Annotated in this window: 16 protein-coding genes; 10 read left to right on the forward strand and 6 right to left on the reverse strand. The window is 65.3% G+C overall.

The annotated features are described in order from the left end of the window. Positions 1-64: 64 nt before the first annotated feature. Complete coding sequence (locus D2N39_RS01900) at positions 65-1,573, reverse strand: peptidoglycan-binding domain-containing protein (protein ID WP_119133091.1); 1,509 nt, start codon at positions 1,571-1,573, stop codon at positions 65-67. A 51-nt stretch (positions 1,574-1,624) separates the two neighbouring features. Between D2N39_RS01900 and lipB the strand changes: the two genes are divergently transcribed. The 4 genes from lipB to D2N39_RS01920 all read left to right on the forward strand — a co-directional run bounded on the left by lipB (position 1,625) and on the right by D2N39_RS01920 (position 5,351). Then, positions 1,625-2,332, forward strand: coding sequence for a lipoyl(octanoyl) transferase LipB (gene lipB, locus D2N39_RS01905; RefSeq protein WP_267899564.1), 708 nt, complete (start codon positions 1,625-1,627; stop codon positions 2,330-2,332). A gap of 138 nt (positions 2,333-2,470) precedes the next feature. Beyond that, positions 2,471-2,902: a c-type cytochrome gene (locus tag D2N39_RS01910; RefSeq protein WP_119133093.1), complete on the forward strand. Its 432-nt coding sequence runs from the start codon at positions 2,471-2,473 to the stop codon at positions 2,900-2,902. Positions 2,903-3,044: 142 nt separating this feature from the next. Beyond that, a complete protein-coding gene (locus D2N39_RS01915; RefSeq protein ID WP_119133094.1) occupies positions 3,045-4,715 on the forward strand; it encodes a cytochrome c oxidase subunit I in 1,671 nt (556 codons plus the stop codon). Between the two features lie 150 nt (positions 4,716-4,865). Then, on the forward strand, positions 4,866-5,351 hold the full coding sequence (locus D2N39_RS01920; RefSeq protein ID WP_119133095.1) for a DUF2244 domain-containing protein: 486 nt from the start codon (positions 4,866-4,868) through the stop codon (positions 5,349-5,351). A gap of 56 nt (positions 5,352-5,407) precedes the next feature. On the opposite strand, the gene D2N39_RS01925 is transcribed toward D2N39_RS01920, so the two are convergent. Beyond that, positions 5,408-5,866 carry a GatB/YqeY domain-containing protein gene (locus tag D2N39_RS01925; RefSeq protein ID WP_119133096.1) on the reverse strand — a complete coding sequence of 153 codons (459 nt, stop codon included), beginning with the start codon at positions 5,864-5,866 and terminating at the stop codon, positions 5,408-5,410. Between the two features lie 187 nt (positions 5,867-6,053). On the opposite strand from D2N39_RS01925, the gene carA reads away from it, so the two are divergent. Next, positions 6,054-7,208, forward strand: a complete 1,155-nt coding sequence (gene carA / locus D2N39_RS01930; RefSeq protein WP_119133097.1) for a glutamine-hydrolyzing carbamoyl-phosphate synthase small subunit — start codon at positions 6,054-6,056, stop codon at positions 7,206-7,208. Positions 7,209-7,281: 73 nt separating this feature from the next. Further along, positions 7,282-9,135, forward strand: a complete 1,854-nt coding sequence (locus D2N39_RS01935) for a glycosyltransferase (protein WP_119133098.1) — start codon at positions 7,282-7,284, stop codon at positions 9,133-9,135. Positions 9,136-9,138: 3 nt separating this feature from the next. Here D2N39_RS01935 and D2N39_RS01940 read toward each other — a convergent pair whose 3' ends face one another. Beyond that, a complete protein-coding gene (locus tag D2N39_RS01940; protein WP_119133099.1) occupies positions 9,139-9,774 on the reverse strand; it encodes a GntR family transcriptional regulator in 636 nt (211 codons plus the stop codon). Between the two features lie 95 nt (positions 9,775-9,869). Here D2N39_RS01940 and D2N39_RS01945 point away from each other — a divergent pair, with 95 nt between their 5' ends. The 3 genes from D2N39_RS01945 (at position 9,870) to D2N39_RS01955 (ending at position 12,090) form a co-directional block, all read left to right on the forward strand. After that, positions 9,870-10,517 (forward strand): pyrimidine 5'-nucleotidase, encoded by a 648-nt coding sequence (locus D2N39_RS01945; RefSeq protein ID WP_119133100.1) that lies wholly within the window; start codon positions 9,870-9,872, stop codon positions 10,515-10,517. A gap of 91 nt (positions 10,518-10,608) precedes the next feature. Then, positions 10,609-10,830 (forward strand): hypothetical protein, encoded by a 222-nt coding sequence (locus D2N39_RS01950; protein WP_119133101.1) that lies wholly within the window; start codon positions 10,609-10,611, stop codon positions 10,828-10,830. A 63-nt stretch (positions 10,831-10,893) separates the two neighbouring features. Next, a complete protein-coding gene (locus D2N39_RS01955) occupies positions 10,894-12,090 on the forward strand; it encodes a UbiH/UbiF family hydroxylase (protein ID WP_119133102.1) in 1,197 nt (398 codons plus the stop codon). Positions 12,091-12,157: 67 nt separating this feature from the next. On the opposite strand, the gene D2N39_RS01960 is transcribed toward D2N39_RS01955, so the two are convergent. Beyond that, positions 12,158-13,282: an aminotransferase class V-fold PLP-dependent enzyme gene (locus tag D2N39_RS01960; RefSeq protein ID WP_119133336.1), complete on the reverse strand. Its 1,125-nt coding sequence runs from the start codon at positions 13,280-13,282 to the stop codon at positions 12,158-12,160. A 143-nt stretch (positions 13,283-13,425) separates the two neighbouring features. On the opposite strand from D2N39_RS01960, the gene D2N39_RS01965 reads away from it, so the two are divergent. Continuing rightward, positions 13,426-14,529, forward strand: a complete 1,104-nt coding sequence (locus D2N39_RS01965) for a hypothetical protein (RefSeq protein ID WP_119133103.1) — start codon at positions 13,426-13,428, stop codon at positions 14,527-14,529. On the opposite strand, the gene D2N39_RS01970 is transcribed toward D2N39_RS01965, so the two are convergent. Together D2N39_RS01970 and D2N39_RS01975 are read right to left on the reverse strand one after the other, a co-directional pair. Continuing rightward, positions 14,526-14,984 (reverse strand): Lrp/AsnC family transcriptional regulator, encoded by a 459-nt coding sequence (locus D2N39_RS01970; RefSeq protein ID WP_119133104.1) that lies wholly within the window; start codon positions 14,982-14,984, stop codon positions 14,526-14,528. The two genes, D2N39_RS01965 and D2N39_RS01970, sit on opposite strands and share 4 nt — an antisense overlap. After that, positions 14,981-15,436, reverse strand: coding sequence for an Lrp/AsnC family transcriptional regulator (locus D2N39_RS01975; protein WP_119133105.1), 456 nt, complete (start codon positions 15,434-15,436; stop codon positions 14,981-14,983). Before D2N39_RS01975 ends, D2N39_RS01970 begins: the two co-directional genes overlap by 4 nt. Positions 15,437-15,629: the final 193 nt, after the last annotated feature.

Consider the following 15,629-nt stretch of genomic DNA (forward strand, 5'->3'; position numbering starts at 1 on the left):
TTCGCCGCCCGCCGGAAAAATTTTATGCGGCGAGCAGCGCCCCATAATTCCTTCCCTTGATGGCTTACTGCCCCAGCATCAGGCGCGGCAGCGCGGTCATCACCGAAACCGCACGCGCCGCCGCCGGGGTGGCGACGGTCGCGGGCTGCGGCGCCGCCTGCGCCACGGATTCGGCCGGGGCGAGCGGGATCATGGCTGGCGCGGCCTGAACCACCACTTCCGGCGCAGACGGGGCCGGAGCCAGGACCGGCAGCGCCGTCGCGGGCTGGGTCGGCGCATCGCTGCGGCCGTTCAGCATGAACACCGCCTTGCGCACCAGATCGCCCTGCCCCGCCGGGGTTCCGGGCAGGCCGGGGGCGCCCGCGGGTGTCAGTTCGAACCAGCCCATCGCCAGATCGGGCCGCCGCGTCGCACCGATGCCATCGGCCAAGTGATAGCCCGGCAGAGCGGCGTAGCCACTTTCCCCCAGCGCCGTCAGAACCAGCGCGGACCCCAGCGCCACGTCAACGTCATCCATGGCATAGCCGACGCCAAGGCAGATCTTCGACGTGCCGGAAAGCTGCGCGGGCGACATGCCCGACCCGGTGATGAACTGCGTCACCCCGGCCAGCACCTCGGGCGCGGGCTTCAGCGACACGGCGGTCACCTGATCCTTCAGCACCGGGCCAAAGGCCTTGCACTGATCGGCCACCTGCTGCGGCGTCACCCCCGGCACGGCGCGCGACAGCGCCTCGCCCTGCTGGATCGCGGCGGCACGGCTGAGGCAGAACTGTTCCGACAGCGCCTGCGTCGGGTCGATCAGGTTGGCAACCGTCATGTAGCCGCCATTGGCATTGGTCTTCAGCGCGACCGTATTGCAATGCGAACTGAGAGAGACCAGCGTGCCCCCGAAGGACGGCAAGGCGGGCGCCGCCGGGGCGGGCGTGGGTTCGGCGACCAGCGCGGGAAGCGCAGGTGCCGCCGGCTGCACCGGCTGGGCGGCCATCATCGCCCCCGCACCAGCCATCGCCCCGGCAACCGCCATGCCCTGTCCCGGCAACTGGCCCGGCATCTGCGCAGGCAGGCCCGCCATCTCGTCCCGTTGCAGCAGCAACATACCCTTGATGCCCATGGGATGCGTGCCCATCACCTGCATGACCTGCGGGCCACCGGCGATGGCGCGGTGATAGGCGGTCACCAGCAGCGTGCGCTCGTAGTCGGTCAATTGCCCGGTGGGCGGATAGCCCAGTGTTGCCTGATAGGACGAGATCGCGGCCCGGCTTTTCGGCCCAAGCGCACCATCAGGCGTGCCGACCGGATAGCCGAAGTGATTGAGCGCGGTCTGCACCTCGCGGTTCTGGTCGCGCTGCGCAGCCGAGATGCCGCTGGATTTCGTCGATTTCGTGCTGGTCGAACGCTTGGTGGTCGTCGTCTGCTTGCGGCGCTGCTGATCCTTGGCAATGGCATGGCCGATGATGCCGCCGATCAGCGCCCCGGCAATCGCATCGCCTGCATCGGCCCGGACGGGGCTGGCGGGCGACAGCGCCATGGCAGCCGCCACGGCACAGGTGGTTGCAACTGTCCTGACTTTCATCGAAAGACTCCTGAAGAAAGGCGAAAGCTATCCATTCAGCCTAGCACGCCGATGTTACAATGCGAGAGAAAACCGCGTCGAAGGAGGATGCCGATGGTCGAATGGCGCCATATGCCGGGCCTCAGCCCCTATGCCGAAACCCTGACCGCGATGGAGGCCCGCGCGGCGGCCATCGCCGCAGGCGAGGCGGAGGAGGCGATCTGGCTGCTGGAACATCCGCCGCTTTACACCGCCGGAACTTCGGCCCGGCCTGAGGATCTGGTGGAGCCGGACCGCTTTCCGGTTCATGCCGTCGGGCGCGGCGGGCAGTATACCTATCACGGCCCCGGCCAGCGCATCGTCTATGTCATGCTGGATGTGAAGAAGCGCGGCGGTGACGTGCGCTGCTTCGTGCGCCATCTGGAAAACTGGGTCATCGCCGCGCTGGCCGAATTCAACGTGAAAGGTGAAATCCGCCCCGGCCGTGTCGGCGTCTGGGTCGAACGCCCCGACAGGCCGCGCAATTCCGATGGCTCGGTCGCCGAGGACAAGATCGCCGCCCTTGGCATCAAGATCCGCAAATGGGTCAGCTTCCACGGCATCTCGATCAACGTGGAACCGGACCTGAGCCACTTCGACGGCATCGTCCCCTGCGGCATCCGCGACCATGGCGTGACCAGCCTCGTCGATCTGGGGTTGCCCGTCACCATGGCGGATCTGGATGCCGCGCTGATGGCCACCTTCGATGCAGCGATGCAGGCGCCCTCCTGCCAAGCCTAGACATTTTGACAATTGTCAAAGCGCGACAAGCCGCCTCATGGTAAAGCCTCGTGGCACGGCATTATCCATCCGCCGAAGCCCTAGCCACCGGACGCGCCCGCCGCGCGCCGGGCCTGACGCCAGACAAGGACGATCACGATGAAACTGACACTCACCGCCGCCCTCGCCACCCTTGCGCTCGCCGCTCCGGCCTTTGCCGGAGACGCCGCCAAGGGCGAGGCAGATTTCAAGAAATGCAAGGCCTGCCACATGATCGTCGCCCCCGACGGGACCGAAATCCAGAAAGGTGGCAAGACTGGCCCGAACCTCTATGGCGTCGTGGGCCGTCCGGCAGCCTCTGCCGAAGGGTTCAAATACTCCAACGCGCTGATCAAACTGGGCGAGGCGGGCGAGGTCTGGACGGAAGAAGACATCGCGCACTATGTGGCCGACCCGAACAAATACGTCGATGAAAAGACCGGCGACAAGACGCTGAAGACCAAGATGACCTTCAAGCTGACCAAGGGCGGCGAGGACATGGCAGCCTATCTCGCCTCGGTCGCCCCGGCGCCCGAAGGTGCGTCGAACTGACGCAGCATCTTGCGGAGTTTGCGCGGCTTTTCTTGATCTGCGTCAAAGTCTGCGATTGCCCGTCGGGCAGTGCCGCTCTAGTAATGTCTCATAATGCGGCCGGGATTCCCTTCCCGGCCGCTGGGACATAAGGGAGCAACGTATGGCAGACGCAGCCATCCATGGTCATGACCATGATACCCGCGGGTTCTTCACCCGCTGGTTCATGTCGACCAACCACAAGGACATCGGGATCCTCTACCTGTTCACCGCCGGCCTCGCCGGGCTGATCTCGGTGGGTTTCACCGTTTTCATGCGGCTCGAACTGATGGAGCCGGGCGTTCAGTACATGTGCCTCGAAGGCACCCGGCTTTTCGCGGATGCCACCCGCGAATGCACCCCGAACGGCCACCTCTGGAACGTGTCGATCACCGCGCACGGCATCCTGATGATGTTCTTCGTGGTCATTCCGGCGCTGTTCGGCGGCTTCGGCAACTACTTCATGCCGCTTCAGATCGGTGCGCCGGACATGGCGTTCCCGCGCATGAACAACCTGTCCTACTGGCTCTATGTCGCGGGCACCTCGCTCGCCGTGGCCTCGGTCTTCTCGCCGGGCGGCAATGACCAGCTGGGTTCCGGCATCGGCTGGGTGCTGTATCCGCCGCTCTCGACCTCGGAAGGCGGTTATTCGACCGACCTCGCCATTTTCGCCGTGCACCTCTCGGGCGCCTCGTCGATCCTCGGCGCGATCAACATCATCACCACCTTCCTGAACATGCGTGCCCCCGGCATGACCATGCACAAGGTGCCGCTGTTCGCCTGGTCGGTCTTCGTCACCGCCTGGCTGATCCTGCTGTCGCTGCCCGTGCTGGCCGGCGCCATCACCATGCTGCTGACCGACCGGAATTTCGGCACCACCTTCTTCCAGCCCTCGGGCGGCGGTGACCCGATCCTGTATCAGCACATCCTGTGGTTCTTCGGCCACCCGGAAGTGTATATCGTGATCGTGCCGGGCTTCGGCATCGCGTCGCAGGTGATCGCCACCTTCTCGCGCAAGCCGATCTTCGGCTATCTGCCGATGGTCTATGCGATGGTCGCCATCGGCGTGCTGGGCTTCGTCGTCTGGGCGCACCACATGTACACCGTCGGCATGTCGCTGACCCAGCAATCCTACTTCATGATGGCGACCATGGTGATCGCGGTGCCGACCGGCATCAAGATCTTCTCGTGGATCGCGACGATGTGGGGCGGCTCGATCGAGTTCAAGACGCCGATGCTGTTTGCGCTCGGCTTCCTGTTCCTGTTCACCATCGGCGGCGTGACCGGCATCGTTCTGAGCCAGGCCGGTGTGGACCGCGCCTATCATGACACCTACTACGTCGTGGCGCACTTCCACTACACCATGTCGCTGGGCGCCGCCTTCTGCATCTTCGCCGGGATCTACTTCTGGTTCGGCAAGATGTCGGGCCGGCAATACCCGGAATGGGCAGGCAAGCTGCACTTCTTCATGTTCTTTGTCGGTGCGAACCTGACCTTCTTCCCGCAGCACTTCCTCGGCCGTCAGGGGATGCCGCGCCGCTACATCGACTATCCCGTGGAATTCGCCTACTGGAACCACGTCTCGTCGATCGGCGCCTTCATCTCCTTCGCCTCGTTCCTGTTCTTCATCGGCATCGTGTTCTACACGCTCTTCGCGGGCAAGCGCGTGACCGAGAACAACTACTGGAACGAATACGCCGACACGCTGGAATGGACGCTGCCCTCGCCGCCGCCGGAACACACCTTCGAGCAACTGCCGAAGCGTGAGGACTGGGACAAAGGCCACGCCCACTAAGCGCAGAAACCACAGGAGGCCCCGGCACCGCGCCGGGGCCTTTTGCATTGCCGCCCGGCATTTTCATCTTGGCCGAAATATCCTCGGGGGTGAATTGCCGCAGGCAAGAGGGGGCAGACAGCCCCCTTCCCTCAACCAGGCCGAACCTCCATGCCCTATGAATGGCTCCCCCCCTCACCCGAAGGCGAAAGGCTGCATCTCTGGCCCTATCGCTCGTTGCCGCGCCGCGGTTTCGTGTGGTTTGTCGGCGCCACCGCCGCGCTGATCGCCGTGCCGCTGATCGGGGTCATCGGCTCGCCGGTGCTCTGGGCGCTGCTGCCCTTCCTGATCGCCGCCATCGCCGCGATCTGGTGGGCGCTGGAACGCTCGTATCGTGACGCCGAGATCGTCGAGGATCTGATGCTCGCCGCCGACCGCATGACGCTGACACGCCATGGCCCACGGGGCCGTCACCAAAGCTGGGAGGCGAATCCGCATTGGGTGCGCGTGGAACGTCACGAAACCGGCGGGCCGGTGCCGCAATATCTTACGCTCCGGGGCGGCCCGCGCCCGGTCGAGATCGGCGCCTTCCTGACACCCGAGGAACGCCTGACGCTGGAGCATGAGCTGCGCCAGCACCTGCGCGCCCTGCGGTAAAGACAAGGGCCGCCGGTGATCCCGACGGCCCCTGTGCAATCCTCTCTGGCCCGTTATCAGGCCAGCTTGTCCTTCACCATCGGGCCGACCGCGCCAAAATCCATCTGGCCGGTGTATTTGCCCTTCAGCACGGCCATGACCTTGCCCATGTCGCGGATGCTGGTGGCGCCCGCCTCGGCAATGGCGGCCCCGATGGCGGCTGCAACTTCCGCTTCGGTCAGCTGCTTGGGCAGGAATTCGGAAATCACCGTGATTTCCGCCAGTTCCTTCTCGGCCAATTCCAGCCGCCCGCCCTCTTCATAGGCGCGGGCGCTTTCCTGGCGCTGCTTCACCATGCGGCCCAGAATGGCCAGAATGGCGCCATCATCGACCACGGCGCCGTCGCTTTCGCCCCGCACCGCAATCTCGCGGTCCTTGATCGCGGCGTTGATCAACCGCAGCGTGGACAGCCGGTCGGCCTCCTTCGCCTTCATCGCGTCTTTCAGCGCGGCTTGAAGCCGGTCACGCAAGCTCATGAAACACCCATCCCCAGGTTGCTCGAAGCCGCAAGTCTAACCGTTCACGGCCTGTAACACAACACGCCCAGAAATAAGCAAGGCATTGAAAATAATACATAAAAATTTTCACGCTTCGTAAGGATCATCGGCCTTGACCCCGCCGCCCATGGCCCTTAGGTTCCCCCCGTTTATCCGGAGAGTCGCCATGCCCCAGACGCAAGTCCCCACCGCCTGCCTCGCACTTGCAGACGGAACGATCTTCTACGGCAAAGGTTTCGGCACGCCCGGCGAAACGGTGGCCGAACTGGTGTTCAACACCGCGATGACCGGCTATCAGGAAATCATGACCGATCCCTCCTATGCCGGGCAGATCGTCACCTTCACCTTCCCGCATATCGGCAATACCGGCGTCACCGTCGAGGATGACGAGACGGCCGAGCCTGTGGCAGCGGGCATGGTGGTGAAATGGGACCCGACGGAGCCGTCGAACTGGCGTGCCACCTCCGATCTGCAAGCGTGGATGGCGGCGAAGGGCCGTATCGGGATCGGCGGCATCGACACCCGCCGCCTGACCCGCGCAATCCGGCAGCAAGGCGCGCCGCATGTGGCGCTGGCCTTTGATCCCGAAGGCAAATTCGACCTTGAGGCGCTGGTCGCCAAGGCCCGCGCTTGGCAAGGGCTGGTGGGCCTCGACCTCGCGAAAGATGTGACCTGCGCGCAAAGCTACCGCTGGGACGAGATGCGTTGGGCCTGGCCGGAGGGCTACAGCCGCCGCGAAGGCCCCGGCCTGCGCGTGGTCGCCGTGGATTACGGCGCCAAGCGCAACATCCTGCGCTGCCTCGCCTCTGCGGGTTGCGAAGTGACCGTGCTGCCTGCCACCGCCACTGCGGAAGAGGTGCTGGCGCATGACCCGGAAGGTGTGTTCCTGTCGAACGGCCCCGGCGACCCGGCCGCGACCGGCGCCTATGCGGTGCCGATGATCCAGGAGGTGCTGAAGCACGACCTGCCGGTGTTCGGGATCTGCCTTGGCCATCAGATGCTGGCGCTGGCGCTTGGGGCGCAGACGGTCAAGATGGGCCACGGCCATCACGGCGCCAACCATCCGGTGAAAGAAGTGGGCACCGGCAAGGTGGAAATCACTTCGATGAACCACGGCTTCACCGTGGATGCGCAGACGCTGCCGGCGGGTGTGGTGGAAACCCATGTCTCGCTGTTTGACGGCACCAATTGCGGTATCGCGGTTGAAGGCAAGCCGGTCTTCTCGGTCCAGCATCACCCCGAAGCCAGCCCCGGCCCGCAGGACAGCTTCTATCTGTTCGACCGTTTTGCCGAGGCGATGCGCGCGCGCCGCGCCGGGTAAACCAGCTTCACGGCCGTTAACCGGCCGTTAACGCCTTCGCGCCGATCCTGCCGCAAGCTTGCACAGGATCGGCATGACAGCGCCCAGACAAGAGATCCGGCCGATATCGACCGCCCCAGCCCCGACGGGCGACCCTCTCGGCGTCGCCATGCTGCGCGAGGGGCTTGTGCCGCCGCACCGCCTTGTCACCGCCCTTGCCGGCGGCTGGGTTGCCGGGAATGACATTGCTGCGGCGTTGCGCTGTGACCAGCGCGGGCCATCTGCGCTTTATGACCGCATCGCCCGGCATTACCGGGCCGAGCGTGCCGATCTGCGTCACCTGCCGCCCGATCCGCGGCTGATCGACCGGATGGGCACAGCCGCCTGCCTGCGGGACAACATCCTGCCCTGGCGCAAGACAGGGGCGCTGACCGTCATCGTCGTTCCGCATCCCGACGTGTTTCAGCGCCTGTGCAAGCGGCTTGAGGCGATTTTCGGCCCGGTCGGCATGGCCATCGCCCCGCCCGAAGAAATTGAGGCCGCGCTGATTGCCCTGCGCGGACCACAGATGGACCGGGCGGCCCGGTTTCGGGTGACGGCGCGGGAAAGTTGCCGCGACTGGGGCGGCCAGCGTCATGCCTCCGTCGCCCGGCTTGCATTCGTGATCGTCGTTTTGTCACTGGCGCTTGCCCCGGTCGGTTTTGCCGGGGTTCTGGCGTTCTGGGCGCTGCTGACACTGCTGTTTGCCACGCTGATGAAGGCCGCCGCCATCCTTGCCGCGCTGCGCAAGCCCCCGCCCGAACCACCCCTGCCGCATATCGCGCGGCTGCCCGTCATCTCGATCATGGTGGCCCTATACCGTGAAGCCGACATTGCCCCGCGACTGGTGCGGCGGCTGGGGCGGCTGGATTACCCGCGTGACGCGCTGGAAATCCTGCTGGTGGTGGAGGAAGAAGACAGCCTGACCCGCGCCGCGCTGGCCCGCGCCCGTCTGCCTGACTGGATGCGCATTGTCGTGGTGCCCGACGGGCCGCTGAAGACCAAGCCGCGCGCGCTCAACCATGGGCTGAATGCTTGCCGCGGCAGCATCATCGGGGTCTATGATGCCGAGGATGCGCCAGATCCTGACCAGCTGCGCCGCGTGGTCGATCGTTTCCATCGCCGCGGCCCCGAGGTCGCCTGCCTGCAAGGTGTGCTGGATTTCTACAATCCGCAGACAAACTGGCTCAGCCGCTGTTTCACCATGGAATATGCCACATGGTTCCGCATTATCCTGCCGGGGCTGGAGCGGTTGCGTCTGGCCATCCCGCTGGGTGGCACCACGCTGTTTTTCCGCCGCGACGCGCTGGAGCGGCTGGGCGGCTGGGACGCCTATAACGTGACCGAGGATGCCGATCTGGGCATCCGTCTTGCCCGACACGGCTTTCGCACCGAACTGCTGCCCACGACCACCTTTGAAGAAGCAAACTGCCGTGCCCTCCCGTGGATCAGGCAGCGTTCGCGCTGGCTGAAGGGCTATATGATGACTTACGCGGTGCATATGCGGTCCCCCCGCCTGCTGCTGCGGCAGTTGGGATGGTGGAAATTCGCGGGCTTTCAAGTGTTCTTCCTGACCACATTGTCGCAATTCCTGCTGGCGCCGGTGATGTGGTCATTCTGGCTTGTGCCGCTGGGCGTGCCGCACCCGCTGGTGACCGCGATGCCCGGCTGGCTTTACGCACTGACCGCCGGCATCTTCCTGTTTACCGAGGTGATGCTTCTGGTGCTGACACTGGTGTCGCTTCGGCTGACGCCGAACCGGATCAACCCGCTCTGGGCGCCGGTGCTGCATTTCTATTTTCCACTGGGGGCGCTGGCCTCTTACAAAGCCGCTTGGGAACTGGTGACGCGCCCGTTCTGGTGGGACAAGACGCATCACGGCCTGTTTGACCCGCTGACCGACGGCTGACGTTCAGCGCAGCCGCAATTCCCCGGCATCGACCCGCAGCCGGGTTTCAAACGCCTTGGAAATATGCGCCTTCAGTGCCGTATAGGCGGCATCACCATCGCGCGCGGCAATCGCCTGCACGATCTGGTCATGCTCGCTGATCGCAACCTCGTCGCGCCCTTCGGCCGCGAAGGAGGTATTGGCCATCAGCGCCATCGACCGATGCACGAGGTCAAGCTGCTGCACAAGAAAACGGTTGTGCGAAGCAAGGTGGATCTGCTTGTGGAACCGCTTGTTCGCCCGGCTCAGCGCGCGGGGATCGCCGCCAAGAAGCGCGCGATCCTCGGTCACCATGGATTTCAGGACACGGATTTCCTCGTCCGTCGCATGGCGGGCGGCCAGCCGCGCGGCCAGCCCCTCCAGTTCCGTCCGCACGGTATAAAGCTCGGCCAACTGGTTGTGATCCAGTGTCGCCACGATCAGGCTGCGGCCATCGCGCGTCAGCATCGACTGGGTTTCCAGACGCTGCAACGCCTCGCGCACCGGGGTGCGGGATACGCCCAACCGCTCGGCCAGTTCGGATTCGACCAGCCGCGAACCGGGCTTGTAATCCCCCGCCTCGATCGCTTCGAGGATCAGCGTATAGGCGTCTTTCTGCAAGGGGCACTCCTTTCGCATCCGGCGACACTAAGCCGGGCGTGGCGCCGGGTGCAAGCGACATTGCCGCAGCGGCCCGGTTGCGCTAGCTGTGGCACATGGTAGCGCAATCCTTCTCGCATGTCCGGCACTGGGTCTTTGACCTCGACAATACGCTTTACCCGCCCGAGGCGCGGCTGTTCGACCAGATCGAGCGCCGCATGACCGCCTGGGTGATGCAGGAATTGCAGGTGGACCAGCCCGAGGCCGACCGGCTGCGCCGCCACTACTGGCAGCTTTACGGGACCACCCTTGCCGGGCTGATGGCGGAACACGGCATCGACCCGCATGGCTACATGCACGAGGTCCATGACATCGACTTCACGGTGCTGACGCCGGATTCCGGTCTGGCCGCACGCATCCGCGACCTGCCGGGGCGGCGCATCGTCTATACCAACGGCAGCGCGCCTTATGCGGAAAAAGTGCTGGCAGCACGGGGGCTTGCCGGGGTGTTTGACGCGATCTACGGGGTGGAGCATGCCGATTTCCGCCCCAAGCCCGAACGCGCGGCCTTCGAGACGGTCTTTGGCCGCGACGGCATCGTGCCGGAAACCGGCGCCATGTTCGAGGATGATCCCCGCAACCTCGCCGCCCCGCATGACATGGGGATGCGCACGGTGCATGTGGCCCCCACCCCTGCCCCGGCGCCGCATATCCACCACCATACCAACGATCTGAGCGGTTTCCTCGCACGCCTGTTGCCCTGAGCACCTGCGACAGCCTGCCGCGCGTCAAGTTGTATTCTGGAATCACCTTTTCGGTGGCGCCATAACAGCGCCACGCAAACAGGAGTGTTCCATGACCGCGCTTCCCGCCACCGGCCTTGGCCGTCTGCCGCTGATCGGCTTCATTGCCCGCGACATTGCCCGCGATATCAACGTCATCTTCTACATGCTGACCATTGTGGTGACCCTTGTCACGCTGGCAGTGATGCAATGGGGCGTGGTCGCGCTGGCCATGGTGGCGCTGGCCATGGTGCCGGTGATGTTCTGCATCCTCATCGCCATCACGCGGGGCTGACGCTTCGTCGCGTGGACGGCCCGTGCCTTCTGGTCTATCTGACAGGGAAATGGAGGGCTGCCCATGCGTGAGACGACCGACATCCTGATTTCCGGCGGTGGTGTGGCGGGGCTGGCGGCGGCCTGCGCCTTCGGCAGTGCGGGTTTTTCGGTGATCTGCGTGGAGCCGAACCCGCCGGTGACCGAGGCGGAGGCAGAAGGCGCGGACCTGCGCACCACCGCTTTCCTGCATCCGTCGATCCCGGTGCTGGAGGCGGCGGGGCTGTGGCAGCGGCTGGAACCCCATGCCGCCGCGCTTCAGATCATGCGCATCGTCGATGCGGGCGGCGAAAAACCCGAGCCGCGCGTCATCAAGGATTTCGACGCCGCCGACCTGTCGGACAAGCCCTTTGGCTGGAACCTGCCCAACTGGCTTTTGCGACGCGAAATGCTGGCACGGATCGGGGAATTGCCCAATGTGCGCTTCCTGCCCGGCGTCGGCACCGCCAGCGTGCTGACCCGCGAAACCGAGGCGCTTGTCGGCCTCAGCGATGGACGGCGCATCGCGGCGCGGTTGCTGATCGGCGCCGACGGGCGCAACAGCACGGTCCGGCAGGCGCTGGACATCCCGGTGAAAACCCTGCGCTACGGCCAGAAGGCGCTGGCCTTCGCCGTCAGCCACCCGATCCCGCATGGCAATATCTCGACCGAGATCCACCGTTCGGGCGGTCCCTTCACCTTCGTCCCCCTGCCCGACCGCGGGGGCCAGCCGCGTTCCGCCGTGGTCTGGATGGACCGCGCCGCCGAAATCGACCGCCGTATGGCGCTGCCGGTGGCAGATTTCGAGGCCGAGATGATGGAGCGGTCCTGCGGGCTGCTGGGGCCGCTGACGCTGGTCAGCCGCCTGACAAGCTGGCCGATCATCGCCCAGATCGCCGCCCGCATGTCGGGCGAGCGCGTGGCGCTGATGGCCGAGGCCGCGCATGTGATGCCACCCATCGGTGCGCAGGGCCTGAACATGAGCCTCGCCGACCTGACCGCGCTACTGGAACTGGCGGAGGCCGATCCCGCACATCTGGGCGATGCCGCGATGCTGGACGCCTATCACCGCAAGCGGCATCTGGATGTGGAAGCACGGGTGCGCGGCATCGACCTGTTGAACCGCGCCTCGCAGATCGGGGCGCAGCCACTGCGTGATCTGCGGGCGGCAACGCTGGATGCGCTTTACTCCGTGGCGCCCGTGCGGCGCGGGCTGATGCGGGCGGGCATCGGGGTGCGGTGAGGCACGGCAGAACCGGGGGTTACCCCCGGTTCTTCTCCCGATTTTCAGCAGGCAAGTGCTCTGCCAGTCAAAGCAATTTGTCGAGCACCGCTTTCAAGCGGGCCACGGTGCCCTCGACATCCTTCAGCTTGTCGAGGCCGAACAGGCCAAGGCGGAAGGTGCGGAACTCCGGCCCTTCCCCCACCTGCAAGGGCACGCCCGCCGCGATTTGCATGCCTTCGGCAAGGAACTTCTTGCCATTCTGGATGTCGGGGTCATCGGTATAGCTGACCACCACACCCGGCGCACCAAAGCCTTCGGCCGCCACCGACTGCACGCCCTTTTCCGCCAGCAGCGCACGAACGGCGCGGCCCAGTTGCCACTGCGCGGCCTTCGCCGCCTCGAACCCCAGCGCGCGGGTTTCGGCCATGGCATCCCGGAAGCCGATCAGCGCGTCAGTCGGCATGGTGGCGTGGTAGGCATGGCCGCCGCCCTCATAGGCCGCCATGATCGCGCGCCATTTCTTCAGGTCCAGCGCGAAGCTGCTGGAAGTGGTCGCCTCCAGCCGTTCCACCGCGCGCGGCGACAACATCACCAGACCGGCCGAGGGCGAGGCCGACCAGCCCTTTTGCGGCGCCGAGATCAGCACATCGACGCCGGTTGCCGCCATATCGACCCAGATGGTGCCCGAGGCGATACAGTCGAGCACCATCAGCGCGCCAACCTCATGCGCGGCCTCTGCCATGGCACGGATGTAATCGTCGGGCAGGATCAGCCCGGCCGCGGTTTCCACATGCGGCGCAAAGACCACATCGGGGCGGGTATCACGGATCTTGGCCACCACCGCGTCAATCGGCGGCGGCGCAAAGGGCGCACGGGCGCCATTGCCGGATTGCCGCGCCATGACGACCGTCGTATCCCCGGCAAAGCCGCCCGCCTCGAAAATCTGGCTCCAGCGGTAGGAGAACCAGCCGTTGCGCACGATCAGCGCATGGGCGCCGCTGGCGAACTGGCGCGCGACGGCCTCCATCGCATAGGTGCCGCCACCCGGTACCAGCGCCACGGCCTCGGCGCCATAAACCTCGCGCAGCAGCCCGGATATGTCGCGCATCGCCTGTTGAAAGCGCTGCGACATATGGTTCAGCGAGCGGTCGGTGAAGACGACCGAAAATTCCTGCAAACCGCCCGGATCCACCGAAGATGTTGATGTCATGTCGCGCCTCCCGAAGTCGATGTTCTGCCCTACCAGCCACAGAGCGGTGGCCAAGTAAACCCGCATCCCCGCCGGAATGTTGATCATCCCCGCCGGATTGGCCTAGGGTCGGCAGACCATCCCAGACCGCGCCGGAGAGAATATTGCAGAAAATCTATGCCCTTGGCCTGCACAAGACCGGCTCGACCAGTTTGCAGATGTTCCTGCTTCGCAACCAGCGCGCATTGATGGAGACGGGGATTCTGTATCCGCCGGTCACGCCGCAGGGCATCACGCGGCTGATGGCCGAGATGGCCGGGCGTGTGCCCGCGACCCGGCCATCTCGGCTGAACGAATATATGGGGCATAATGCGCTGGCCTACCGGATGATCGCCGAGGCGGTGCCGGGCTATCAGTTTCCCAAGGGGCATAACCCGATGTTCGCGGGCGCCATGGCACTGGGGCTGGTGAAGGACATGGCGCAGCAGATGGCGGCGCGCGCACTGGTCTTCTGTTCCGAGGATCTGGCCCGCGCAGCGCTGCTGGCGCCTGCCGTTCCGGGCCGCTTTGCTGCGGCTTTCGGAACAGAGGAGACCACGCTGATGGCGGTGATCCGTCGCCCGGACGAGGCCATCGCCTCATGGCAGACGCAGCTACTGCGCTTTCGCATGCCGGTTCCGGCGCTGACGCCCAAGGTGCTGCGCGGCTATTTCGACAGTGTGCATGTGGCTTACCGACGTGCGCTGTCGCCGTGGTGCGAGGCTTTTCCCGCCGCCCGGCTTGCCATCGCGGATTATGCGACCGTGCGGCGGCAGGGTGGTTCGGTCGGTTTTTTCAGGGCGTATTGCGGGCTGGATCTGCCGGATACCCTTTCCGATGCCGAAGATCGCAACCCCGGCCTGCACCCGGCCCTGTTCGAAATCGCGCGGCAGGCAACGCATGGGCTGGAGGCGGCGGAATTCGCCGCGCTGAGGGACCTGCTGTTCGCCCTGCCCCCCGAGGGCCTGCCCGACGCGCGCGAGGTCGATTTTCTGGATGCCGGGACACGCCGCGCACTTCTGGCGCATTTCACCCCGATCCACGACTGGCTGGCGGGGCTGACCGGCAGCACTGCATTCTTCGACGATCTGGATGACATCGCCCGCCCGCGGCGCCTGTCGCATCTGGAGGCGGCGCGCATCGCCCTGCCCCTTGTGCGCGCAGCGGCAGAGCGTGCGGGAAATGACGGGCTTTGCAGCTTCCTGCGCGGGCTGGAAATCGCCGCCTAACCCAGCGGGCCGGGCCGCGCCTCTTCCGAAAGCACCACATTCGCCTCCACCTGCCCCACGCCGGGCAGCGTCATGATCCGCCGCCGCAGCACACGCTCGAAATCCGAGATGTCGCGGGCGACCACGCGCAGGCGGTAATCGAACAGGCCAAGCACATGCTGCACCACCTGCACCTCGGGAATGGCGGTCACGGCGCGTTCAAAGTCTTCAAGACTGACACGACCCTTGGTGGCCAGCTTCACCCCCAGAAACACTGTGACACCGAACCCCAGTGCCGCCCGGTCCACCAGCACACGCTGGCCCTTCAGCACACCGGCATCGGTCAGCCGCTTCACCCGGCGCCATGCGGCGGGCTGGCTGAGCCCATGACGGCGCCCCAGCTCGCCCGCCGACAACGTGCCGTCGCGGGCTAGGTCACGCAGAAGCGCACGGTCCGTATCGTCAAGGTCGATCACAGCGGCAACCCCGCGCTGTCCTTGATGGTGGCAATCAACATCAGCGCCTCGATGTCATTGATATGCGGCAGGGTCAGGATACGCTCGCGGTAGATCTGCTGATAATGCGGCAAGTCCCGGGCAATGACGTTCAGCCGCACATCGACCCGGCCCAGAAAGGTTTCCACCCCGATCACCTCGGGCACCTCGCGCGCGGCGGCCAGAAATTCGTCGAAGGCGCGCGGGTGGGTTTTATCCAGCGTGAAGCGCAGCGAAACCTCGACCTCATACCCCAGGGCCCGCCAGTTCACCACCGCCTGCCGCGCCTGAATGACACCGCTGTCTGCCAGACGCTCCAGCCTGCGCCAACAGGTTGCGGTGGTCAGGCCGGCGCGTTCAGCCAAAGCAGCGGTCGGCAGCCCCGGTTCGGCCAGCAGATGCCGCAAAAGCCGCCTGTCGCTGTCGTCCAGCATGACATTTCCATATTTTGACTATTTTTCGCATGTTCTTTTCGCAGATGTCGCATACTGCGTCAAACACCTTCACCACGCTTTATTTGCCACACAGCGCTGCGATCTGCGCGCCACAGGCAATTTTGCACCACATTTTCGCCGCAGCGCGGCTAGACTTGGGCAAAGCAGTCACGGCCCCGCAACGACGGGTGCC

Source organism: Gemmobacter lutimaris (assembly GCF_003570715.1).
Classification (GTDB): Bacteria; Pseudomonadota; Alphaproteobacteria; order Rhodobacterales; family Rhodobacteraceae; genus Gemmobacter; species Gemmobacter lutimaris.